General features: G+C 45.2%; 19 protein-coding genes and 1 pseudogene. 3 read left to right on the top strand and 17 right to left on the bottom strand.

Features of this window, described 5'->3' with window-relative positions:
• Positions 1 to 28: 28 nt before the first annotated feature.
• Positions 29 to 985: an ABC transporter substrate-binding protein gene (locus KCTCHS21_RS14695; protein WP_179952677.1), complete on the bottom strand. Its 957-nt coding sequence runs from the start codon at positions 983 to 985 to the stop codon at positions 29 to 31.
• A 270-nt stretch (positions 986 to 1,255) separates the two neighbouring features.
• Here KCTCHS21_RS14695 and KCTCHS21_RS14690 point away from each other — a divergent pair, with 270 nt between their 5' ends.
• Entirely contained in the window at positions 1,256 to 2,848 is a 1,593-nt protein-coding gene (locus KCTCHS21_RS14690; protein WP_162309332.1) for a helix-turn-helix domain-containing protein, read from the top strand.
• A gap of 682 nt (positions 2,849 to 3,530) precedes the next feature.
• On the opposite strand, the gene KCTCHS21_RS14685 is transcribed toward KCTCHS21_RS14690, so the two are convergent.
• The 8 genes from KCTCHS21_RS14685 to KCTCHS21_RS14650 form a co-directional block, all read right to left on the bottom strand.
• A complete protein-coding gene (locus KCTCHS21_RS14685) occupies positions 3,531 to 3,881 on the bottom strand; it encodes a VOC family protein (RefSeq protein ID WP_157994051.1) in 351 nt (116 codons plus the stop codon).
• On the bottom strand, positions 3,874 to 5,256 hold the full coding sequence (locus tag KCTCHS21_RS14680) for an LLM class flavin-dependent oxidoreductase (RefSeq protein WP_331872272.1): 1,383 nt from the start codon (positions 5,254 to 5,256) through the stop codon (positions 3,874 to 3,876). The genes KCTCHS21_RS14685 and KCTCHS21_RS14680 overlap by 8 nt, the downstream gene beginning before the upstream one ends.
• Before the next feature lie 11 nt (positions 5,257 to 5,267).
• The gene (locus KCTCHS21_RS14675) at positions 5,268 to 5,546 is read right to left on the bottom strand and encodes a YciI family protein (protein ID WP_130609521.1); all 279 of its coding nucleotides are present in this window, start codon (positions 5,544 to 5,546) and stop codon (positions 5,268 to 5,270) included.
• A 113-nt stretch (positions 5,547 to 5,659) separates the two neighbouring features.
• Positions 5,660 to 7,027, bottom strand: a complete 1,368-nt coding sequence (locus KCTCHS21_RS14670) for an LLM class flavin-dependent oxidoreductase (protein WP_130609518.1) — start codon at positions 7,025 to 7,027, stop codon at positions 5,660 to 5,662.
• Positions 7,024 to 8,394: an LLM class flavin-dependent oxidoreductase gene (locus KCTCHS21_RS14665; protein ID WP_130609515.1), complete on the bottom strand. Its 1,371-nt coding sequence runs from the start codon at positions 8,392 to 8,394 to the stop codon at positions 7,024 to 7,026. The genes KCTCHS21_RS14670 and KCTCHS21_RS14665 overlap by 4 nt, the downstream gene beginning before the upstream one ends.
• 45 nt (positions 8,395 to 8,439) lie before the next feature.
• Positions 8,440 to 9,504 carry an ABC transporter substrate-binding protein gene (locus KCTCHS21_RS14660; RefSeq protein WP_232058197.1) on the bottom strand — a complete coding sequence of 355 codons (1,065 nt, stop codon included), beginning with the start codon at positions 9,502 to 9,504 and terminating at the stop codon, positions 8,440 to 8,442.
• 23 nt (positions 9,505 to 9,527) lie between these two features.
• On the bottom strand, positions 9,528 to 10,334 hold the full coding sequence (locus KCTCHS21_RS14655) for an ABC transporter permease (RefSeq protein WP_130609509.1): 807 nt from the start codon (positions 10,332 to 10,334) through the stop codon (positions 9,528 to 9,530).
• Positions 10,331 to 11,173, bottom strand: a complete 843-nt coding sequence (locus KCTCHS21_RS14650) for an ABC transporter ATP-binding protein (RefSeq protein WP_331872271.1) — start codon at positions 11,171 to 11,173, stop codon at positions 10,331 to 10,333. Before KCTCHS21_RS14650 ends, KCTCHS21_RS14655 begins: the two co-directional genes overlap by 4 nt.
• A 1,121-nt stretch (positions 11,174 to 12,294) precedes the next feature.
• Between KCTCHS21_RS14650 and KCTCHS21_RS14645 the strand changes: the two are divergent.
• Both KCTCHS21_RS14645 and KCTCHS21_RS14640 read left to right on the top strand, forming a co-directional pair.
• Positions 12,295 to 13,224 (top strand): annotated as a pseudogene (locus KCTCHS21_RS14645) (IS1595 family transposase); the annotation flags it as partial.
• 62 nt (positions 13,225 to 13,286) lie between these two features.
• The gene (locus KCTCHS21_RS14640; protein WP_130609506.1) at positions 13,287 to 13,700 is read left to right on the top strand and encodes a hypothetical protein; all 414 of its coding nucleotides are present in this window, start codon (positions 13,287 to 13,289) and stop codon (positions 13,698 to 13,700) included.
• Between the two features lie 244 nt (positions 13,701 to 13,944).
• On the opposite strand, the gene KCTCHS21_RS14635 is transcribed toward KCTCHS21_RS14640, so the two are convergent.
• The 8 genes from KCTCHS21_RS14635 to KCTCHS21_RS14595 form a co-directional block, all read right to left on the bottom strand.
• Positions 13,945 to 14,244: a DUF6881 domain-containing protein gene (locus KCTCHS21_RS14635; protein WP_130609503.1), complete on the bottom strand. Its 300-nt coding sequence runs from the start codon at positions 14,242 to 14,244 to the stop codon at positions 13,945 to 13,947.
• A gap of 791 nt (positions 14,245 to 15,035) precedes the next feature.
• The gene (locus KCTCHS21_RS14625; RefSeq protein ID WP_157994050.1) at positions 15,036 to 15,542 is read right to left on the bottom strand and encodes a DUF2247 family protein; all 507 of its coding nucleotides are present in this window, start codon (positions 15,540 to 15,542) and stop codon (positions 15,036 to 15,038) included.
• Between the two features lie 360 nt (positions 15,543 to 15,902).
• Positions 15,903 to 16,559 carry a transaldolase family protein gene (locus KCTCHS21_RS14620; protein ID WP_130609496.1) on the bottom strand — a complete coding sequence of 219 codons (657 nt, stop codon included), beginning with the start codon at positions 16,557 to 16,559 and terminating at the stop codon, positions 15,903 to 15,905.
• 1 nt (position 16,560) lies between these two features.
• Positions 16,561 to 17,787 carry a mannitol dehydrogenase family protein gene (locus tag KCTCHS21_RS14615; protein ID WP_130609493.1) on the bottom strand — a complete coding sequence of 409 codons (1,227 nt, stop codon included), beginning with the start codon at positions 17,785 to 17,787 and terminating at the stop codon, positions 16,561 to 16,563.
• Positions 17,754 to 18,932 (bottom strand): mannitol dehydrogenase family protein, encoded by a 1,179-nt coding sequence (locus KCTCHS21_RS14610; RefSeq protein ID WP_130609490.1) that lies wholly within the window; start codon positions 18,930 to 18,932, stop codon positions 17,754 to 17,756. The genes KCTCHS21_RS14615 and KCTCHS21_RS14610 overlap by 34 nt, the downstream gene beginning before the upstream one ends.
• Entirely contained in the window at positions 18,929 to 20,494 is a 1,566-nt protein-coding gene (locus KCTCHS21_RS14605; RefSeq protein ID WP_130609488.1) for a xylulokinase, read from the bottom strand. The genes KCTCHS21_RS14610 and KCTCHS21_RS14605 overlap by 4 nt, the downstream gene beginning before the upstream one ends.
• A gap of 113 nt (positions 20,495 to 20,607) precedes the next feature.
• The gene (locus tag KCTCHS21_RS14600; protein WP_130609485.1) at positions 20,608 to 22,224 is read right to left on the bottom strand and encodes a response regulator transcription factor; all 1,617 of its coding nucleotides are present in this window, start codon (positions 22,222 to 22,224) and stop codon (positions 20,608 to 20,610) included.
• The gene (locus tag KCTCHS21_RS14595) at positions 22,217 to 23,944 is read right to left on the bottom strand and encodes a sensor histidine kinase (protein WP_130609482.1); all 1,728 of its coding nucleotides are present in this window, start codon (positions 23,942 to 23,944) and stop codon (positions 22,217 to 22,219) included. Before KCTCHS21_RS14595 ends, KCTCHS21_RS14600 begins: the two co-directional genes overlap by 8 nt.
• Positions 23,945 to 23,966 lie beyond the last annotated feature (22 nt).

Genomic DNA, 23,966 nt, shown 5'->3' with positions numbered 1-23,966 from the left:
TGATATAAGGCTGCTCTAATGGTACAGCTTAACCGATCAAATACTTTTTCAAATCATCCAATACTAGATTGGCCGATATAATGCCTCCGGAAGAATTCCATATGCCATCATATACTTTATGGACATTCCCCTTCTTAACTACATCAAGATTTTTCCAAAGTTCTTCTTTCTGCCATTCCTCTTCTGCCTTCGCTGCTCCGCCCTTATCATCATCGTAGGTAAAGAAGAACAACACGTCACCTTCCATATCCGGAATACGCTCCTTGCCTACATCTTCTGAGAACTCAGCCTTATCCTGAGTAGCAGGACGCAGCAGGCCAACCTGCTTCAGAATAGTTCCGGAGAACGTATCATTGTAGTAGATACGAACGATGCCACCTGGGTTAAACCGGACAATGGACACTTTGGAGCTCGCTTTATCGCCAAGCTCGGCTTTCAGATCCGCAGTCTTTTTGTCAAATGCGGCAAGATTGCTTGCGCCCTTATCTTTCAAGTTCAATGCATCCGCATAAACCTTGTAGTTCAATTTCCAGTCTCCGCTCAAGCGTTCTGAGAATACCGTTGGAGCGATGTCTGACAGTTGGTCATATATTTTTTCCTGACGGAATTTGTTACCCAATATAAGATCCGGCTTTAACGAAGCAATCAGCTCCAAGTTTGGTTGGTTCTCGTCGCCTAGAAGCTGAACATCCTTTAATTGCTCTGTCAGATGCTGATAGGTCGGGTCAAGACCCCACGCTCTAACGATTCCAACTGGCGTAATGCCAAGAGATAATACCGCTTCCGTGCCTTCGTTGGTCAATACAACAATACGCTTCGGTGTTGCTGGAATGACTGTTTTCCCCATCGCATGCTCGACCGAGTACTCCCCATCTTTACCTGTCTCTTCTTTATTTGCTGATTTCTCAGCACAGCCTGATAGAACTAAAGTTACTGCAACTACTAAGCTTAGAATGAAACTAAGCCGCATTTTCTGAACGTTCATGATGATTACCGCTCCTCTTTCTGTTATGTTGATAATGATAATTGTTATCATGTGTGTAAGCTTAAGATAATCTAGCATTTTCCACAATATCCGGGTATGCCTGTTTATTTGTCCTTTTGTGCCATACCTAACCTACCGTTTGTCTTCTTGTATCATTCTGTTATATCGCAATTCCCATTTTTTCATTGGAAAATCATGCGAAATGTGAGATATAATAGTGCAACGATTCATGAGCTTGAATACCTTTTGTACAAAGGAGATATTCCGAGAGTGACACTTCATATACAGAATGAGCAGCTCTACCTCTTCTCGACTATCCACTACTACCAGCATCGTGAAAGTGCAGATTTGAACAAAATGGGATTGAATGAAGCAGTCAGCCATTTCTTATTCGTCGCTTCAGGCAAAGGAACTATTGAGATGGATGAAACGATATATTCCGTCGAGTCTCTTCAGCTTTATTTTTTACCAGAAGGCACCGCACTACAGGGAATGCTGTTCGGACACCACATTCAGTACTATATAATCGGCTTTCAAATGATCTCGTTATCTAAACAAGGTAACCAATGGATAGGGGAGCAATCCGCCGCCAACTCTGGGCTACTTCTAGCTGGATATATCGAATTGCAAGACAATACGTCTATTCACCCTGAAATAAAAAATCTCTATGAAACGAATCTCTTACCCAATAATCGAACTCATTCTAATCTCATACTTCAGAAGCTACTCCTAGATATCCATAATCAGAGGGCAATACCTACGGAAATTCACTCAGACAGCACACCCAAATGGAATGGCATTGAGGAAAGTATTCATTACATGCAAGCTAATCTCAGCAAAAAAATGGATCGAGACTCCTTAGCCGCAATCGCTAAGTTAACGCCAAGCTCTTATTGCCGCAGCTTTAAGAAAGCCAAAGGTGTTGCGCCAATGGACTACTTAACCCACATTCGCATGGAACAGGCAAAGCTACTTCTATCCACCGGCATAACTTGTAAGCAAGTAGCCTATCGATTGGGATATGTGAGTGAGTATTATTTTAGCCGTGTGTTCAAAAAAATGACCGGATTGCCGCCAACTATCTACATGAAAAGGGATCATTCACGAATTGCAGTCGCTTCACGTTTCGGTATTCATTTGAATTTGGAGTCACTGGGTATCGAGCCCGTTGTCGTTATCGACTGTTACCATCATCCCGGAATTGAGCAGGAAGACTACAACCGCCGGCTTATGAGCCAGCTTGAAGAGCTAAAAGCAGCCCAGCCCGACCTTATTATCGGAGATTATTCTCATGCCAGCTTTTCAGAACCATTTAAACGAATTGCCTCTACGGCTTTCTTAAACTATGATCTAGACTGGGTCGTGCCCCATCGAAAAATAGCTGAATTGGTAGGGAGAGAAAAGGAAGCGCAAAAGGTTATTGAGGATTTGGACGAGAGGATAGCACAGGTAAAACAGCGGATAAAAGCTATGGATGCTCCGCCACGGGTAGTGGTCATGCAGATTATGGGTGATCATTTTTACCTGCAAGGCGTAAATAATCATCCGTTGAACAAGCTGCTATACACGGAGCTGGGATTGCTCCCAGGTAAGCATGTACCAAAGCATAAGATGAGAATGGAGCTTTACCCCACTCACCTTCCCGATGTAGAAGCAGATCAATTGTGGATCCGACTCTACTCTGATACTGCGGATGTCATGCAAACCTTGCAACGAATGCAAGAACAACCCCATTGGAGCAACATCGCCGCCGTCCGTAACGACCAAGCCCATTTCATTAACAATTGGCTCATTATGAGCTGGACCCCCCAAGGCAGGAGCCAGATTGTAGACGAGGTAATGGCATATTTGAAAATAGTGTGAGTTACTGGATGCCCCCACTTTTGGGTGGGGGCTTCTTATTGGTCGCGTAGCTCTAGTGTTCGATTATTTCGTACATCTCGCTCCAATCGTGACTCTCTGTAGACCCGTTACTCGATATTTTCGAGCATCTCACTCCATTCGTGCCCCTCCATAGACCCGTTACTCGATATTTCGAACATCTCGATCAAAACATCCCCCTACAGAGACTCGTTACTCAAAAATTTCGTACAGCTCCCTCTAATCATGCCCCGCCATAGACCTGTTACTAGAAAATTTCGTACAGCTCGCTCCAATGGTGCTTCTCTGTAGACCCGTTACTCGAAAATTTCGTACAGCTCCCCCCAATCGTACCTCCCCATAGACCCGTTACTCGATATTTTCGAACATCTCTCTCCGATCGTGCCTCTCTGTAGACCCGTTACTCGATATTTTCGAGCATCTCACTCCAATTGTGCCCCTAGCATCAGTACGGAACGGAATTGCACTGGTTTGTCGACTAATTAATGCCTTTAGTATTGGTATATCGCGGAGTTGCGCTGCCTCCCCGACTAATTATCACCTTTCACATTATTTCACCACTAAGTTGCGCTACCACGCCGACTAACTAATCACTTGCCAACATAAAGAACCCCCCCTCTGAGAATAGCAATCAGAAAAGGGGTTCCTTTTGTCTCACACATATTTATTCAAAAAATACTTCCCACTCGTTACTATCTGGGTCATAAGCCCATACTTTGTGCTGCTTCGCTACGCTATTGCCCCAGACGGGGGTGATGCCTGCTCTCTCCAGCCGCTCTCCGAAATCCTGAACCTCGCTCGCATCATTCACCTGAAAACCCAGATGATTTAATACGCCTTTCCCGGTTTCGAATGGAATAACATTTAACGCCAGGTTCAGGTTGGGAACATCGAGCTCGAACTTAGCGAAGTCTTGTGTCACTTTAGTCGGCTCCGCGCCCAGGAACGCACGATAGAACTCCAGCGCCTTCGGCAGATCGGTTATATTGATCGAAATATGGATTCGCTTAGCCAATGGGTTGTCCTCCTCGTATACGATATCCTGCTCCCGGATGATCCGGAGGCAGCTGAGCCTGCTGTCCAAACAAGGTCTCGCGGAACGTGCCCTCCCCGTATTCCAGCTGCACTCGGTTACGCCGCTGCAGTTCGGGAACGACCAGATCAATGAAATCCTTCAAGCTATCAGGCTTCGTAATATAAGCAATATTAAAGCCGTCAACACCGACAACATCGATGTAATATTCCATTTTGTCCGCAATCTGCGCTGGTGTTCCAATCGTCAATGCACCCAGCCCGCCGAATGCGAAAAACTCCGCCAGCTTCTGCGTCGTCCAATTATTGTCCTTCTCGAATTGATCGATTAGATAGGTGCGCCCTTCCTTGCTTTTCTCGATAAATTTCAATAGTTCTTCCTGATCGTATGTGGAGAAATCGATTCCTGTCCAAGCCGACAACAATGCTAGTGTTCCTTCCGGCCTCGTGTATGCCAAGTAGCTGCGGTATTTGGCATAGGCCTCCTCCTCCGTCTCTGCGACGATGGGAGTAAGCTTCGGGAAAAATAATATGCCCGCAGGGTCTCTTCCCTCCGCCGCTGCGCGTCTCCTAGTATCATCAACTACCTGCTTAGTTTCTTCAGGAGACAGTGGGTTCAAGAAAACGCACTCTGCATGTTTTCCGGCGAATGCCCGGCCACGCTCCGAGGTTCCCGCTTGGAAAATAACAGGAGTCCGCTGTGGAGAAGGCTCGCTTAGATGGATGCCCGGCACTCTGAAATACTTGCCTTCATGCCGGATATCATGGACCTTGTCTGGATCGGTATAGATCAACCGCTCCTTGTCCCGAACAACCGCATCATCCTCCCAGCTAGCTTCCCATAGCTTGTAGCACACCTCAAGGAATTCATCTCCCCTGTCATAGCGCTCATCATGTCCAAGCTGCTCATCCAGCCCAAAATTTCGAGCCGCGCTGTCCAAGTAGGAAGCAACGATATTCCATCCGACTCTACCATTCGTCAGATGGTCAAGCGAAGTCATTTTCCTCGCTAAAGTGTAGGGGTGCTCATAGGTAATTGAATACGTAATGGCAAAGTTCAGATGCTTCGTTACGTTAGCCATAACAGGAATTAGCAGGCTCGGATCGAAGTTTGGGAAGAAGATCGCATCACGAACTGCGATATCGCGTTTGCCCTCGTACACATCGAATACCCCGAGCATATCTCCAATGAATACAGCATCGAAGCGCCCACGCTCCAGCAACGCAGCCAATTCCGTCCAATAGCTTAGCTCCTTGTATCGATGAGCTTCGTTATCTGGATAAGCCCATAACCCAGGGTTGTCCTGCATAGGACACGCGACTTCAACGGCATTCAACTTTATTCTTTTAGGCATCATTTTGTCCTTCTCTAGTGAATTTCAACAGCTGGCGACCACCTGACATCCCATTCGAATAATTCGTAGGTAAAAATTCCGTGCAGTACGAATGGATCACGCTCGACCAGTACACGTACCTCATCCAAGCTACCTCGAAACAGGTTAATACCGCCCCAGCCTTCCAGCAATCGGCCATTAGCAAGTACGATTCCTTTCTCACGCAATTCGGCCAAGTACGCAATATGCTCTTGTAAATATGTTGATGCCTCTGAATGATCAGTAAACTTTACGATAACTGCGTATACGCTCATGCTGCTCCTCCTATCGCCTTAGACGTTAACTCCTGGTTGATCTTGTGATAAAAGCCCGGACCTACTCCAAATAGCTACTCTCGATAAGTTCCCACCGGAAATCTGTTAGTCGCTTAAAGCTTCACTTTTTTCCCCGAATGACTTGCCGGCAAATAAGGCCCACGATCAAACAATTGCTCCCGGTAGGTCCCTTCGCTATATTCGGTCTGAGCGCGCCCTCTCTGCTGAAGAATAGGCAGCACCAAGGTGATGAAATCGGTCAAGCTTTCCGAGCGGCTAATATAGCCGATGTTGAACCCATCCGCACCCGTTTCGTCGATGAACGACTCTAGCCGGTCAGCAACTTGCTCTGGTGAGCCGACAATGACGTTGCCCATGCCACCGAACGCATACAAGCGGGCAAGCTCAGCAATCGTCCATTGCTTGCCGGGGTGCGCTCTCTGCAAATAATCAGAAATATAAGCATTGCCGCCGGACTTTCTTTCCACGAAAGCGTGAAGCCTGTCGGCCGTATAGCCGAACAGGTCAGTTCCAGTCCAGGTGGACAGTAGCGCAAGCGTTCCCTCCGTACTAAGAAAGCTGAAATATCGGTCGAGCTTATCGCGCGCCTCCTCTTCGGTAGCACCGACAACCGGAACGACTCTCGGAAAGAAAAGAATATCCTCCGCTTTCCTCCCATACTTCTCGGCACGTGATCTGATATCGCTGATCAAATGCCTTGTTTCCTCCGGCGTAATGGCATTCAAGAAATTGCATTCCGCATGTCTTGCTGCGAATTCCCTGCCTCTTTTGGAAGAGCCCGCTTGGAAAAGTACGGGCGTCCTCTGCGGGGAGGGATCGCATAGATGAATACCTGGTACACGGAAGAATGGTCCTTCATGACCGATGTCCTTAACCTTGCTTGGATCTGCAAATATGCCTGAGTCAGCGTCTTGAACTACCGCCCCATCCTCCCAGCTCAGCTCCCAAAGCTTATAACAAACTTCCATGAACTCGTCCCCGCGATCGTAGCGAGTATCGTGCTCGATCTGCGTATCCAAGCCGAAATTACGGGCAGCACTTTCCAAATTGGAAGTTACGATATTCCAGCCCAGTCTCCCCTCGGTCAGATGATCAAGAGTGGACATTCTCCTGGCCATTGCGTAAGGATGGTCGTAGGTAAGAGAGCATGTTACAGCAAGTCCAAGATGCTTAGTGGCCGCTGCTATTGCTGGGATAAGATAGGTTGGATCATGAATGGGCAGGCTTAGTCCTTCCCGTACGGCTGCATCCTTGCTGCCGCCGTACGTATCGTATACGCCAAGCGCATCACCCAAAAATAGTCCATCGAAGCACGCTTTCTCCAGTTTAACCGCAAGCTCTGTCCAATAACTAAGTGAGCTGTAGCGGTGCGCCTCGCTCCCCGGATACTTCCAAAGACCCGGATTATCTAGAATGGGACTGTGCTTCTCCACATAATTAAATCGAATTCTCTTCTTCATACAGATTGGGCCTGTGCAGCTGAGTAAGAATGGCCGGGATGATCATCGGGCAGCCGATCTGTTCCTCCGAACAGTTTTCGGCGGAAGGTACCTTCCTCGTATTCCGTCTGTACGCGGCCGCGCCGCTGCAATTCCGGAACAACCAGCTCTACGAAATCACGAATGCTTCCCGGACGCGTAACGTAAGAAATACTGAACCCATCCACTCCGGTTTCATCGGCGAAATGCTCAAGCTTGTCCGCAATTTGCTCCGGTGATCCCACGAACAACGTAGTTGCCCCGTAGCGATATAATGCCGCCAGATCCTCCGGCGTCCATTCGCGATTCGGATTATTTTGCAGAAACTCCACGATCGATCGGCTGTCTCCCGCTTTAATGAATTCGAGCAGCTTTTCCGGACCATATTGGGAGAAATCGATGCCAGACCAGCCCGCCAGCATTGTCAGCAAGCCTTCCGAGCTAGAATACAGCAGACCTTCTTCGTATTTGCGCTGGGCCTCCTCCTCGGTACTGCCTACGACAACTGTAATTTTCGGCAGAAATAAAATGCTGTTAGGGTCTCGACCGGCAGCTTGGGCTCTGGCTCGAATATCCTCCACAGCTTCTCGCGTGCCTTCAATCGTAGGATTATTCAGGAATACACATTCCCCATGCCTAGATGCAAACGTCTTACCAGCATTTGAAGTTCCCGCTTGGAACAGTACCGGAGTCCGCTGCGCGGAAGGTTCACAGAGGTGGATGCCTGGAACACTAAAATACTTACCTTTGTGCTTTATTTCATGCACCTTGGTCGGGTCTGTGTAAACTCTAGTCTCCTTATTTCGCAACACAGCATCTTCTTCCCAGCTACTTTCCCACAGCTTATAGACGACTTCCATATATTCCTCGCAGCGCTCATATCTTTCCGCACTACTCATCTGTTCTTCAAGCCCGAAGTTCCGGGCCGCCGTTGTCAAGAACGAGGTAACGATATTCCAACCAACTCTTCCCTTCGACAGATGATCCAAGGTGGACATTCGTCTAGCTAACGCATAAGGATGCTCGTAGGTCGTCGAGACCGTCACTGTGAATCCGAGATGCTTCGTTGCCTGTGACATCACTGGAATAAGATAGGTCGGATCATTAATTGGAGCTTGAATCGCATGCTCCAGACTAGGTGCCACACTTTGACGATATACATCGTATTGACCAAGCACATCGGCAAGCAGAACGGAGTCGAAGCGACCCTTCTCCAGCAATTGCGCCAACTCAACCCAATAATCAGCATCCTTGTAGCGGTGGCTATCATCCTCAGGATGTGCCCAGAAGCCAGGTGTGTCTGTTGGGTTGAACATTTCAATCGCGTTTAGTCTAAGTCTCTTCTTCATTGTGAAACTCCTCTCGGTGATTTACCTATCGTACACTCACATCAATTAGGGCTTTGGCAGGAACTCTGAAGTGAATACTTTGGATACATCTGCTTCTTTTTTCAATACTCCTACTTTATACAGCTTGCTAGCCGTATCGTTCCAGCGCTCCGCCGACATGTAGCCTACGCTATGCTGAGCTGCATCGCCCTCGTATACATACTTTTTCATAAGTTCAGCCTCTGCGTTCAGACCTTCAACCGTCTGGCTCGTGTTGTTTGCGACAATTGTCGGATTAATCTCAGGCGCGTTGTCCTTGTAATAATTCCAACCCTTAACCGTCGCTTCAACGTACGCCTTAACAATATCCGGATGCTCCTTGGCATATTTCTCAGTTGTAAAAATAACGCTCATGTAAGGACGATAACCGGAGCTAGTCACTTCCAGATAATCAACATCTACGCCTTGCGCTTTGAACGAGGCCACGTCACTTGTTATATAACCTTGAACTACCGATTTCTTATCTGCGATAAAATTGGCAAATTGACCGGTATAGTTCAGTTCCTGAACTTTGTCGAGCTTGTAGGCACTCTTAATATATTGCCAGTATGCTGCGAAGAGCAGCGCCGTTACCTTACGTCCATTGAGGTCCTCGAAGCTCTTAATGTTTTCTCCCTTATGGAAGAAAAGCGCAGCGGGGCTATCTTGAAGAAGCGCGGCCACTGCAACGATTGGTATACCCTCTTCGCGGGCTTGTAGCAGAACGTCACCGCCTGTAATACCGAACTGAGCTTTACCAGAAGCGACAATCTGAGTTGCTGACACCTGTGGTCCACCTGGCTCTATTGTTACATTAAGACCAGCTTCCTTATAGAAGCCTTTATCAGAAGCAGCGTAGAGACCGCCATGAGTCGTCTGTGGAAACCAATCAAGAATTTGCTTAATTTCAACCTCTTCCTTCGGAGGTTCCGCGCTTGTCGATGGAGCTGCAGATTCCGATGGCTCCGGAGAAGAAGCGGAAGGCGAAGATACAGCCGGTGTATTGGAAGCATTGTTCTTACCGCAAGCGGACAAAACAACGGAAATAATGAGTATAATGGCTAGCAATGGGATAAGTGTTTTTTTTGTCATAGGTGGTTCCTCCATTTTATCTATTAATGTTCTGTTGATAATTCTGATTCATGCCATGAGCTGAGCAGTCTTCTTGATAAGGCGTTTACTCCTAAGAAAACAACGATACCCAGCAACGAAGCCGCAAGACCGCAAGCGAACAAATAAGGAATTTGCAGGCGCAGCGCAGCGTTCGTAATCGAAAACCCCAATCCTCCTTTACCTCCGCCAATTCCGGCTATATATTCTCCAACGATCGCTCCGATAACGGAGAGTGTACAAGATATTCGAAGCCCGGCGACGACATAGGGAAGTGCTGCGGGAATGCGCAGCTGCCACATTGTCTGCCACCGATTGGCGGAATACAAATGGAACAGATTCGTCAAATTCCGATCAACTGAATTAAGTCCGATCAGTGTGTTGGACAGCATTGGAAAAAATCCAATTAGAAACGTAATCGCTATAACTGCATTCGTACCAGCACCGATCCAGATTACGATGATTGGAGCAATCGCAACGATCGGTATCGTCTGTAAAATAATCGCATAAGGGTACACACCCTTTTCAATCGTCTTAGAGGTAGCGAGTAGAATCGCGCCTAGTACACCAATAACAATACTTAGAGCAAAACCAAGCAATGATTCCACAGCCGTCGTCCAAAGAGCAGAAAGAAGCAAGCTATAATTGTCTGTTGCGGCTCTCAGTATATCGGTAGGCTTAGGCAGTAGATATGGCGGTATATCCGCTAGCTGTACACCTATTTGCCATATTCCGAAAAAAACGACAAAGGTGATGGCTGGTGGCAGAAAGCCCGATTTCAAACGGGAGGTGATGGCCTTTACTCGGGTCATCCCAATCCCCCCTTCGCCTGATTCCCATGATGCAACGCGCTACTAACGCTATCAATGTATCGGCCGAAATCAGAGGTTGTACGAAAGCGTTCGTCACGAGGATAATCAACAGGAACGTCCACCCAGCGGGAGATTCGACCCGGTCTTGGTGTCATAACTGCGATCCTCGTCGACAGGAAAACAGCTTCGAATACGTTGTGCGTTACGAATAGAATGGTCATCCCCGGACTTTTACGCCAGATTTCTAGCAGTTCGTTCTGAAGGGATTGCCTCGTAATTTCATCAAGTGCCCCGAAGGGCTCATCCATCAGTAGCAGCTTAGGATGCGAGATAAGCGCCCTCGCGATAGAAACTCGCATCTTCATGCCACCCGACAGCTGTCGTGGAAGCGCCTTTGCGTAATCCTGAAGACCTACAAGCTCTAGAACTCTTTCAGCCTCCACTTTCTGGACCTGCTTTGAAACGTGCCTCAGTTTGAGCGGCAATGTGATATTGTCCCAAACATTGCTCCAAGGCAGCAGCGTCGCGTCTTGAAAAACATATGAAATCGCATTGCGCTTTCTAGCCAGACCCGGATCTTCGCCAATAATTTCAATGGCTCCCTCACTCTGCTGGCTTAGTCCAGCAATGAGCCTGAACAAGGTAGATTTCCCGCAGCCGGAAGGACCAACGAACGATACCAGTTCACCTTCTCGGATGTTCATATCCACCTTTTCCACTGCAGCCGGACCGACGCCGAAGCTCTTGCCAACCTCACGCATCACAATTACAGATTGTGGTGGAGCGTGGGTAGAAACAGGTATCTCTTCCCCCGATAATTTCTTTTCGATTTCTTTCACCTGCCAATTCTGTTAATACCCAGCCTGAAGGATTTGCATGCCCTTAAAAAGACGAAAAAGACCCCCTGTATGCGCGTTGCTTTGTGCGCAGGGAGCCTTCATTGGTATGATCGGCATGCTTGTTATTAAATTATATTGTAATTCATACTATACCGACTTAATTAGTTGGTATATGGAGCTTAACATATTAATCTTTCATTCTCAACAATAATAATGAAAATATTGTCGCAAACTGCTGAATTGTGTCGAATTATATTTTAGACTCTGTGTTTATTTCGCTCATCCCTCTCTAATTGTATCTCGCAGCAGCAACGTTACTCGATATTTTCGTACATCTCCCTCCAATCTCGCTCTTCCACAAACCAGTTACTCGATTTTTTCGTACAGCTCCCTCAAATCGTGCCCTTCCACAAACCAGTTGCTCGATATATCCGTACATCTCCCCCAAAACGTGCCTCTTCACAACCCTGTTACTCGATATTTTCGTACAGCTCCCTCCAAAAAGTGCTACTAACATCAGTGTGGTATGGAGTTGTGCGACCCTGTCGACTAATTAACATAACTTGAATGGGTATTCTACAGAGTTAATCGGTACAGACGATTATTTCCCGCCCCTCTCATCTGTTGAGTAGCTGTAGACATAGTTTTTATGGTTAATACGAGTAATGCAGGTGACTGGGTAGCTATAGACATAGTTTTTATAGTTAATGAGAGTATTGGAGCTAGCTGGGTGGCTGTAGACATAGTTTTTATAGTTAATGCGAGCATTGGGGCTGGCTGGGTGGCTATAGACATATTTTTTATAGTTAATGCGAGTAGTGGGGCTGGTTGAGTGGATGACGCACAATAGTCTGTATACCAACATTTGGGGTCACTTCAGAGTTGTTACACTCGCATGTGGTTTTCTTAATTTATGGCTCTGTTAAATCTTATTGTTGATATTTGATATATAGGAACAATCGTTCTATAATAAGCGTAATATCATGGTTCGGAGATGATTTACCTATGGATTTAAAGGAACTGAAGAAGCTCGCTGATGCTTTAGACGATAACGGTAAGCGTTAACTAATATACTTTTTACAGTCCGAACAAAAAACTTGACGACTCCAAATCGAGCAATTGATGAAATCCAGGAACTAAAGCATTAAGATGGACTTGTTTGTCCACATTGCAATGACCACTCGGTTGTGCGGTTTGGAAAATACGTAATCAAAACTCGTGCAGGTGAGGTTAAGCGGCAACGTTACCGCTGTAAATCCTGTCGTCAAACGTTTAACGACCTCACCAATACTCCTCTTCAACGCACAAGAAGACCTCACCTATGGGTTCGATTCATAGAATGTATGATTGAAGGTTTTTCATTGAGAAAATGTGCCGAGCTGTTAAATGATGAGGTAACTCATGTAACCCTGTTTTACTGGCGGCATAAGATTCTTTCTGCTCTGAAACAAATACCAATTAATACTTTACAAGGCATCGTCGAAATGGATGAGACCTATTTCTTGTTCTCTGAAAAGGGCAAAAAGAATATCTCTGAACGCAAGTCCCGCAAACGTGGCGGCAAAGCTAAATATCGTGGGATCAGTAACGAACAAATATGTGTATTGGTTGCTCGTGACCGTCAGAAGATGACTTTCTCTGGCGTTCTTGGACGAGGACTTATTCGGACAGCTAAATTGGATGAGGCTATCGGCTGTCATTTGTCTGAGTCAAACGTACTTTGTACTGATTCGTGGAGGGCATTTAGTTCCTACGCTAATTCGAAAGGATTAATCCACTACCGCTTCAAATCGGATGGCAAACAGCGTGTTAAAGGCGTTTACCATATTCAAAATGTAAACAACTATCATAGTCGTTTAAAACGCTGGATTGACCGTTTTAATGGTGTAGCAACCAAGTATTTGCAACATTAACTGGCTTGGTTCCGTTATTTGGATAGCAAGGAATATGAGAATACAACGTCGATTAAGAAGAGCATGCTGGTCGCCTCTTGCCAGTTTACTGTAAATGAGACAAACATCACTCTTCGCCGAACATCATTTACTTCATGAACTAACAGTAAAAAATGAAATGGTTTTTCATAACCTAATAACGTTATAGGGGGTAAATGTAAGTGAGAAAAATGATGATGGTAGTTTTTTTGATGTGTTTTATAATTACAGGATGTACAGATGATGAAATAATTGTTACGTCTGCTCAAATTAAAGATTCATTTGAAAGCCATGGGATTCAGTTATCAAAGCAAACAAAAACTAATCCAGAATCTGTGTTTTCAAGAACTTATAATCATGTCTCACCTGAACGATATCTGTTTGATGATAAACAGTCCATTAGCATATATATCTTTACCTCCAGCAAAGAGGCTAAAAAGGGATTAAAGGATTTCGAAGATAATACAGCGACAGCAGATGTAGTTTCACATAGCAAATATCAGGTAGCTAATATATTACTTTTCCATGTCGCGGATGACGCTTTTGAAGATGAACGTGTTAAATTTGTTATGGAGGGTTTACTGGTTACAAAGTGACATAACGGGACATTAACCGCCATTTTTAGTGGCGGTTTCCATTTGGTCGAAAACCAACAATAAAAAATAACAGAGCCTAATTTATAAATCACTTTTTCTTTGCACTATCTCTACGCAATGTTTCAATAAAACTCAGCACCTCTGCTCCAATAACAAGTTTTAAGATTTTCCCGCTAATCTGAAACTTTCTATGGTCCCAATTCTATAGACCTTATAAATCGAAACAACTCTAGTAGTTACCGATTCAATCTTTAAGAAATCTAATAAATAATTGTATTTTATCCCTCCATATTTCATTAAACTCCTGACTTGAAATAATTTGCACTTTGAATTGCTCGTCCCTCGCAATCTCCTCCATCTCAGGCAAAGGAACTTCACCTAAGCGGGTATTCATATACTCCAGATTAGGCGCTGCGATTCCAAATTTTCCGTCCCTAAAAATTTCGATTTTTCGGGTCTCGAATCGGTTTTCATCAATCTCTAATATTATTATCGTTGGTTCATTCACAAGATCATGAATCCATTTACATCTCAAATACTCCAAAATGAATACCTCCTAATTCCTTGCCGGAACATTCCCAATTCCCATAATTCTTCCTGAAATATCTAATGGAACTGTAGTATTGACTACACAGACATTATCTCGTCCTCTAGTAACGTTAATGCCGGTCACATATATTCATCACAATAATATTCAAGTAATTGATGATAAAGCAAGGGCTGATGAAGGAGTAAGGCGCTTCTATTTAAATGATTCCTTTGGAAATCGACTTAAGTTTTTAGAATGGCTTTCATCATAAGCATACGAGCTTTTTTATTGTATATAAGTTCTTGTTGTTGCCTCTAAACCAAAAAACTTAAGGCTTAGGACGAATAAAGAAATGATACGCAAAATCCAAAGCTATATATATAAAAGTTGACGATAAAAAAATCCTAGCTAATGTAATAAGATTTAATTCGTCTGTGAAAGAACCAAATGCATAAGATATAACAGTTAAAATTAATACAATAAAAGTAATATTTTTGCCTGTTTCCACACTCATTCCTAGATTTACAACTTTGACATTGTGAGTAGCTTTACATGTACTTCTTCTGCTCAGTCCTCTTGTCTTCCTGCAATAATTGAATTAGAAATTGTACGCAAGACTAATACTGCATTATATCAATTATTTCTTCTCTTAATCTTGTTGCAACTTTAAGTGGTTTTGTTAAGTTTCGACTTACTGGAAGTATTTGATCAATCAATCTGAATGATTGAATAGCCACTAGGAACAGCAAAAAACCAAATGGAGTTGTTACTCTCACATGTGGTCAGCTTGTCGTCTAGTGATGATATTAAATTGTTATCTCAGAAGCCTCTTCTAAAAGAAACTCTTTAAAAAACTCTAACAATCTATCTAAGTTTTCCTCGCTCGAATGAGCTTGTGGATTAAAGCCATCTGTAGCTGGCATATAATAAATGAACTTTTCCATTTCTTGTGGATATCCGAAATCCGCATAAATTTCTGCTATTTTTCGAATTAACAACTCTTTACTGATTGCATTTTTTTCTAGTTCTTTGAGTTGAATATATCTAAATTTTTTCAACTCCAATTGCCATTCTTCAGATGTTTCATTACAGCCCCCAACCACCTCACTTAACATTTCTTCTAAAACCAATTCGTCTGTCTCCCACGAAAGATCCAGTATTCTGTCGTTAAGATTAGGATTGTCCAATATGGATTGAATTGAATATTCATTTATTTCCTTTGTTTGTAAATAACCTAATTTCCTACCAACATAGATTGTTAACCACTCCACAGGAATGTTGTAAACATTAAATAGATGTAGGATTTGACCCACCACTTTTCTTCAATTCTTTATTGGAATAACATGGTCGCCTAAGTAGATATTCTTATACTTTTTCTGCTCAGAACCCTTTTCTTCCTGCTGGATTCGCTTGACTCCCTCATATGTATTTTTCTCACTATCACTTTCGCCTGATTGAACGCGGTCTTACAATTATTACACCTACATGGACTGGGACAAAATAGGCAAAAATCCGCTCTCCCTTACTACGTCACTCAAAGTAAATGGTATGGTCGGCATTACAACACTAGAGTGTGAATAAACACCGCAAGTAAACCGCTTCATTCCATTAAAATAGGCCCCCTCCATAAAACCGGAGGCGGCCTATTTTCACGCTCTTACTCAGCACCGTAATTACCCATTTAATTTCGCTTGAAGGCCGTTCCAATCTGCTTGAAAGCTGGCTAGTCCGATATCAGTCATCGGTGAGCGGAACATCGCTTGAAGTACGCCGTATTGCATCGTCACTGCATGAACGCCGCTGACCGCTAAATCAACAACGACCTGCGGGCTGCGAATGCTCGCGGCAATGACTTTAGTTGTTGAACCGAGCTTTTGAAGCGTGTCTAGCGCTTCCTGAATGAAACGTTGCCCGTCCCAGCCTAAATCATCGATTCTGCCCACATACGGACTGATATACGTTACACCTGCTTTAGCAGCCAGAAGCACTTGAGGCAAAGAATATACAAGTGTCATATTCACCTCGATGCCTTGCTGAACAAGCCTTGCCGCCGCAGAAAGTCCATTCGGAGTCATCGGCAGCTTGATTACTGCATGCTTCACCCAACTATTCATCGTACGAGCTTGTTCGTACATCTCATCCGCTGTTTCGGCCGTAACCTGACACCATATTTTACCTGGTACATAGTTAGCAATTTCCTTAATACGGCTTTCAGGATTTTCTCCTTCTTTAGCCAATATACTAGGATTAGTTGTAACTCCGTCCAGAAAGCCCAGATTTCCAGCTTCTTTAATTTCTTCTATATTCGCTGTATCCAGATAAAATTCCATTTTAGATACCCCCTATTAGTTTCGTCCAGTCTTTTCCTGATCCTCGTCCGATCTGTTCTAGCTCGTCATAATAATGTGTGACCCTCGGCATAAGCGGATGTTCAGAGGAAAGTCCACTCCATTTCATCAGAACAGCAGCAAAATCGAATTCTTCTGTAGACGTAGAAGCAGTCGTCGAAGCTTCTCTCTCTCGTTTAGCATAATGAAGAGCAGCTGCGATGACGAGCGCAAGTACGGATGGATCTCCACCTGTCTCCAATATCATCTGTGCTGGCGCAATTAAACGATCGGTCGGTCCCAGCTTACGGGCAACGTCTCTTGCATTCTTATCTACGTAATCAACAATGGTGTAATCGCTGAATTTGGCAACTGCTCTCTTCGAGAACTGGTGCTGATCTTCTAGATCAAATCCCAGCTTAACGCTAAGAGCTTGGTTTAACGGCTCTGCCAGTCGATCAAGCAAATAGCTCACATCTGGGTCATTAGCCGCTTCGGCGTAGATATCATATGCTTTGAATGCACCCAGATAAGTAACGCAAGCGCTAATACAGTTATACGTAAATATTTTGCGCTGTAATAGAAGCGGAAAGCGTTCAGTCGGCACTAGACATGGAATGCCCAGGTCACCTGTAAGCACTTCTCCGTCATATGGCAGCTCCGGGTAATTTTCCGAAAGAATATCCAGTCTTGTTTCTGACAGATTTACTGTCGTGCAAAAAATAGCTGATTCAGCAATAATGATATCGCTCTCCACCGAAGAATTGGCAGCCTTCAGCGCCTTCCTGAGCACGTTGCCGGGAGCAGTCCCGTTCTCGCACGTGATAACATTGAGCGGCCCATGGATCCCAAGCCCTTTGCGAAGCAAGCTGGCCTTAACGAGTAGCTCAACTAATGTTGGTAAATTAGACTCTCCGATGGCAGTGAAAGTCAGTCTAGATGTTGCCACTTCTTCCACAGCTTCTTCCGTTCCCGCCAAGTAGGCTGAAACGTTCGCGATTCTTACCGGGGGTAGCCCCTTGTTGTAATAATGAATCGTATAAGCCCCATCCTCGTTCAATTGGCTTACTAATTCCTCAGACGTATCGATAAACGAAATCCGATAATCCGATGAGGCCACCATACGTGCTGTAAATCCCCTACCAGTTTGACCCGCCCCGATAATAACGGCTTTTTTATCATTCGTAGCACTCATACTCATATTGAAATCCATCCTTTCATTTGCAGCCATACGATTCTGCTCTGAACGAGCTTGCCAAGAGGCTCATCCTCAGCTATGCCGCAAATATCGGTCATCACATTAACAACACCTTCGGATTCGCGTCGTTCCTTAAGAACCACGGCAAATGGATCGGATGGTTGATCGTAATAAAGAGCGGCAGCTATAGCTGTAGCAATACCCATCGGTTCAATGCCATGCCGTTCGGCTAGACGAGCAGCCCCGACAAGTCTATCCTCCGGTCCTAGCTTACGAATGGGATCACGGGCGTGTCTCTCGACATAATCAACGATATTCGCATCCTGATACTTCTTCTTTGCCTTGTGGGCGAATTCGATCTGTTCCGGCAGCGGAATTCCGTATTCTGCGCTTAATGCCTTTCCAGTCTCTCCATACACAACATCAAGAAGCTGCTCAATGTCTGCATCGTTCGCCGCGTCAGATACAAGCAAGTGTTTTTTGAGATTGCCAAGATAGGAAATCGTTGCGTTCCCGGTATTGTTCGTGAAAATTTTCCGTTCGAGAAAACCACCAAATTGGCTAATATAGCGGACATGTTCAATTTCAGGCGGTTCTCCGACCACCGCATCCAGGTCCACGGGAAGCTCCCAATGATCTTGAACGCATACACACAATGGGTCTGCATCGATAAGCGCTTGTGGTGGCTCGACCGCTGAACGCATGACAGCAGCCTCAGCTATTCCAACCCATTGATCGAACAATTGGATTTGATCGTCGGTTAAGTGCTTGCGAACCTCAAGCTTCAGCTCCGCGGCAGGACGTTTCCAATTCTCACAGGTAATAATCTGAAACGGCTTAGTAAACGGCTTTTGGCAACGAAGCGCGAACGCTGCCGCCATTGACTTGGCAAGAGCAGATAGATTTTTCCCGCCGACTGATGTGAATGCAACATCTGCCTCTTCCCACACCTTGGCGATGCCTTCTGCATCAGAAAGAGACAACCCCGAGAAGCCTTTAATATCAGCACTCTTATGATCGGCTCCCATAATGTGCACACGATAATGATCTCGATTGTTCAACATGCTAACCAATTGCTCATTCACATCGACAAATACGATTTCAGCCTTGCTTAAATACAATAGATGGGCGATAAATCCACGCGCTATTTTACCACCACCGAATATAATTGCTTTCATTGCGAGCTCCCCCCTATGTCTCTATTCGATGATTCCCTGCTGAATACGGGCACGAGTGCATGGTACAAATCTACGAATCGTCCGTATCCTTCCTCATATATGCTGCTAACTGAGCGGTCAGGCTCGTAGGTTTCCGCTATGCGAATCATCTGGTTTCCCGTCTCACGTAAAGAGCTATACCAACCAAGCGCATATGCAGCTAAAATCGCTGCTCCAAGACATCCTGCTTCTGTTGTCTCTAGACGACTAAACGGTACCCCGATCTGATTCGCCTTTATTTGATTCCATAGCCGATTACGGCTTGATCCACCAGCGACTAACATGTTGGCCGGTTTCACGGGCAGACGATCTATCATCGTACACAAGGCATAGCCAACCCCTTCCATGACAGCCCGCGCCATGTGCGACCGATCATGAGAAGGATTCAGCCCAAAAAACACGCCTCTGGCCGCTGGGTTCCACCAAGGCGATCTCTCCCCGCTCAGATAAGGCAGAAACAACAGCCCCTCCGAACCAGCACTAATGCTCCCTGCCTGACGCAAAATGGTATCGTAGTCTACAGAGCTGTTTATATCGTTCTTTCCATATTGATCAATCTGCTCGACAAACCACTTTAATGCCTGTCCCCCTGTTGAAGTAACACCATAGATTACCCGATGTGTCTCTCCAAGCGGCACCCAGTTCATTCCCTCCACATATTTCGGAACTGGAGAGAACAAACCAGGCTCTATCAGACCCACATGCTCCGACGTACCGGTAATGTCAAAGCCGGTAAGACGATCAGGTAACCCCGCTAACCCAAGCAAAGCCGCACTCATGTCATTCCATCCAAGCACAACCGGTATACCGCTCGGAAGACCAAGTCGGTCTGCAACGGCTGGAATCAGTGTTCCGGCAATATCGTGGGGTAAACCAATCGGTGGAACGATATCCGGTCCCGCACCTGCCCACTCTAGCAGTTTGCTGGCTGGCTTTAAGCTTTGCTGGTGTACGCAGCCCTTTGCGCTGGTTTGGTCTGACATCCAGCTTCCCGTCAGATTCCAGATCACCCATTCTTTAGGCTGCACAACCAAGCTCGCCCGTTCCAACAAATCCGGATGATGCCGATTAAACCAGCGAAGCTTCGGAATGACCCAATTGGGTCCAACCGGAATATCCATCCCTAATTGGGAGCGAAGCTCAGCTTCGGTAAAAGCTTTCTTCATCTCTTCCGACTCGACAACAGCACGAGTGTCCATCCATGAAAGAAAATCCGTCAATGGCTTATTATCACGATCGACCAGCATATAGGAACCGATTTGCGAGCTGAGGCATAGAGCAGCAACAGCTATCTGGCCTTTATTGTCGGAACCTGCTTGTCCCACGAATAAACCACGAATCGCCTTACTTGCCCCCTCCCAAATTTCATCAGGATTTTGATTAAACCAACCTTCCTTCACGTTGTGAATCCGATAAGCCGCACTACTTTCAGCCAAAAACCTTCCTTGAGCATCAATCAGAGCGGCCTTGCATGAAGAAGATCCTATATCCAAGCTCAGAACAGCCTTCGTCCTGGTGGTCATCTGTATCCCCCCCCTTTCCTTCCCTGTCAGTACCACCCTCCTATCGTAAGCTCATATTTAATGAGAAAATAGAGCAAATAATTAGCCTAGATAGCTCATTTTTAATCGCTCTTCTATCGGCGCTGTCGGTAATCCTGTGGAGTCAGTCCGTAATATTTCTTAAACACCTTAATAAAATAGTTCGGGTTCAGATAGCCAAGCTCAAGCGATATCTCGTAGATCTTATCGGTGCTTGCCATCAGTAAGTGAGCGGCTTTCTCCATCTTAAGACGAGTAATGTATTCGCTGAGGTTTTCACCCTTTTCGAGCTTGTACACCCTGGAAACGTGTACGGGATGCGTGCCTAGATCATCAGCAATTTTCTGCAAGGACACGTCCCCATTTAAGTTCTGCTGGACGAAATCCTGAATGCGCTTAATCGTTGTATCGCGGGACGAAGCAGTTACGAGTTCAGAATGTTCTCTAATCTTACCCAGTGTCTGATGAGCCCACCTTCGTAGCGCCTGAACAGACCTTGCAGGCAGGAGATCATCCGTTCCTACAAGGTCACTCCCGATAATCTCAGATAGCTCTATTCTGCTCTTGTGAGCGAATTGACCGAAGGAAGAATACAAGCTGAAGAACGTCGTCACAATATACTCCTTCGAACGAACCCACTTCTCATCGAGCTCCTCCAACACAGAGTCGAGCTTCTTCTCTACCGCTTGCCAATTCCCGGCTTCGAGTAGATGGTGAAGCAGGGGAAGCTCATACAATCTAAGAAGTGAGCCTACCTCCGACTGACTGGCATCATCGCCCGTCATACTCGTGAACATCTCACGCTCACTACCAATCTGACTACGAAAAGCACAAACTGCTTTCTGATACTGGGGAGCCAACTCCGACGGAAAATGTCCCCAACGGCTGTTCAACACAGATATTTTGCTTTTGAGATAATGCTTGACGCTCTGCTGAAGCTGGGCAGCAAGCCGCTGTAGCAAGGAATCATCGGAATCCAGCTTCTTACCGTCCTTCACAGTCACAACGAACACCATATAATCGTGCAGGTCCTTCGTTGTCCATAATTGAAAACGATCTCCGAAAATTTCTTCAGCCATGTTGCCTATCGCGTATTCCAGTAGCGACATGCTCTGATAATCGTAATCCGTTAATTCCTCCTCAAGACGAATAAGCATAAGTGCGAAGCTATCCTTCTCTTTAATCTCAAGCTCTAATAGCTCCATCCTGCGGACTAGCTTCTCAGGTGACATTCGAGAGCCTTGCAGCAGCCCAAAGAGCAACTCCCCTCTTAACCTCGGCAAGTTTTCCCGCAATGCCTGCACCGCACGTTGGTACGTATTTTCTTCGTTTACCTCTAATCTGATCTGCTCCGTTACCATTTGCAGAGAGGCCACTATTTCATCGTCGCTAATCGGCTTTAACAGATAACCAGCAATATTATGAGATATAGCCTGCCGCGCATACTCGAAATCAGCATGACCAGTGAGGAGAATGCAGCGTGCCCTTTTCCACCTGTCTTTAATTTGCTTAACTAACTCAAGTCCGCTCATTTCAGGCATATTAATATCCGAGATGACAATATCGATAATATTTCCTTCCATAACCGCTAACGCTTCTGCACCCGAAGCCGCCTTAAAAACCTTACCGACACCATGGTCAGCCCATGGTACTAGATTCTCCATACTTTCCAGCACGTTCGCTTCATCATCTACGAGTAATACATTAAACATTGTGTATCTCCCCTTGCTCTTCCCTCGGGTTTCCCCGGTTCCATACAATCTCGACACGCAGGCCGCCTAATTCAGAGCGACTAAATTTCAAGCCAGAATCACTATTAAACAGATGGATCAGTCGTTGATTGACGTTCCATAATCCACAGCCGATATCGTCATCCATTGCTAATCCTACTTGTTGCTGCAGCTTCTCCATCGCTTCGAGAGTCATTCCAGGACCATTTTCCTCCACAATAATTCGGCATTCATCCCCTATGCATGTACCTTCTATCGACAAGATGCCAAACCCAGCAAATTTCTCAATCCCATGAATCAAACCATTCTCGACAACCGGCTGCACGATTAAACGAGGAATTTCAAGAGACAGCATCTCATCTGGTATATTAATTTCATAATGAAAACGCTCGATTCGTAAGTTTTGGATCACGAGATAATTAGAAATCATGCTAAGCTCATCTTTGACCGTGGTCATCGAATTGGCTACTCTTGTTGAGTGGCGAAAATATTCCCCAAGGTTAAGCGACATAGCCACAACCGCCTCCTTATTTTCCATAGAAGCCATATTCTTAATATAGAACAAGCAATTATAGAGGAAATGCGGGTTAATCTGTGACTGTAGCTGCTTAAGTGTCGCTTCTCGCAGCCTAATTTTATTCTCGTAACCTGTTTCAATTAATTGTTGAATATCTTCAGCCATCTGGTTAAAGCTCGAGAACAAGTAATGAAAATCATTGTCCGTACGCCCAGACAGCCTTGTGGAATATTGGCCTTTACCGATTTTCTTCACACCATTCACAAGCTGCCTGATCGGTATTTGTACGTTGCGATAGAGCAGGAATGCAGCTAGCATGCTCATTGCAAGCAGTAGAACAATAGATGTATAGAACAAGTTACGGCTTTCTGTAATCGGATTTACGATTTCCTGCAAAGGGAAATAATCGACCAAATACCAGCCTGCCAAGCTGTCCGATGCCATATAATTAATGACATACTTTCTTCCATCCACATTAGCAATTTCACTTCCGCTATCCTTAAGCTTATATCCCCGCAAATACTCTAGAAGCGCGTTCACGTTCACAATATTAGCTGACTCATGCAAAATAGGATTTTGATTACGGTTATAGAAAAAGGCATCGCCATGTCCAACAGAGCTGAACTGATTCAGCATATTGGCGAGGTTAAGAATCATCAACCTTGTTTCAATGAGAAAGTTAGTGCCTGGAGTGTCGCTGGGATAATATTTTGAGAAGTACGATTCGTTCGAATGATCGCGATAAGTCCACACCTTGGCCTTCTGGTCGTTCAACAAATCGATATCATTGTACGGAATCGAATAATCGGTTGAAATAACTTCATCATATTCGGGAAAATAGAGTGTTTGTTGGGATATCCAGCCGCTCACTGCGATCTGCAGCCCTAAATTTTTCTCAATGTTCGCCTTTTTCTTAAAGGCTTCAAATCGTGTCGCAGTATCCCTATCATGTATATACTCAGAAACACTTGGGTCACGCCCTACAAGCACAGCAGACTTGGACAATTGGTCCGTGTAGGCTTCCAGCTGACTCATAAAGAAGTTCAACCGGTTCCAGTTGAGCTCTTCCACACTTTTTTTGACAACATTAACACTCGTCAGATAGGAATATCCATACAAGCCTAAAATCGGTATGAGCAGCAGCACAATCAACACTACAATTTTTCGGAAAATGCTTTTCTTCAACCGTTGCTCCTCCTCCCAAGTA

Origin of the sequence: Cohnella abietis, from assembly GCF_004295585.1 — a bacterium.
Taxonomy (GTDB): domain Bacteria; phylum Bacillota; class Bacilli; order Paenibacillales; family Paenibacillaceae; genus Cohnella; species Cohnella abietis.
The sequence above is the reverse complement of the archived record's forward strand: the minus strand, read 5'-3'. Positions and strand labels throughout refer to the sequence as shown.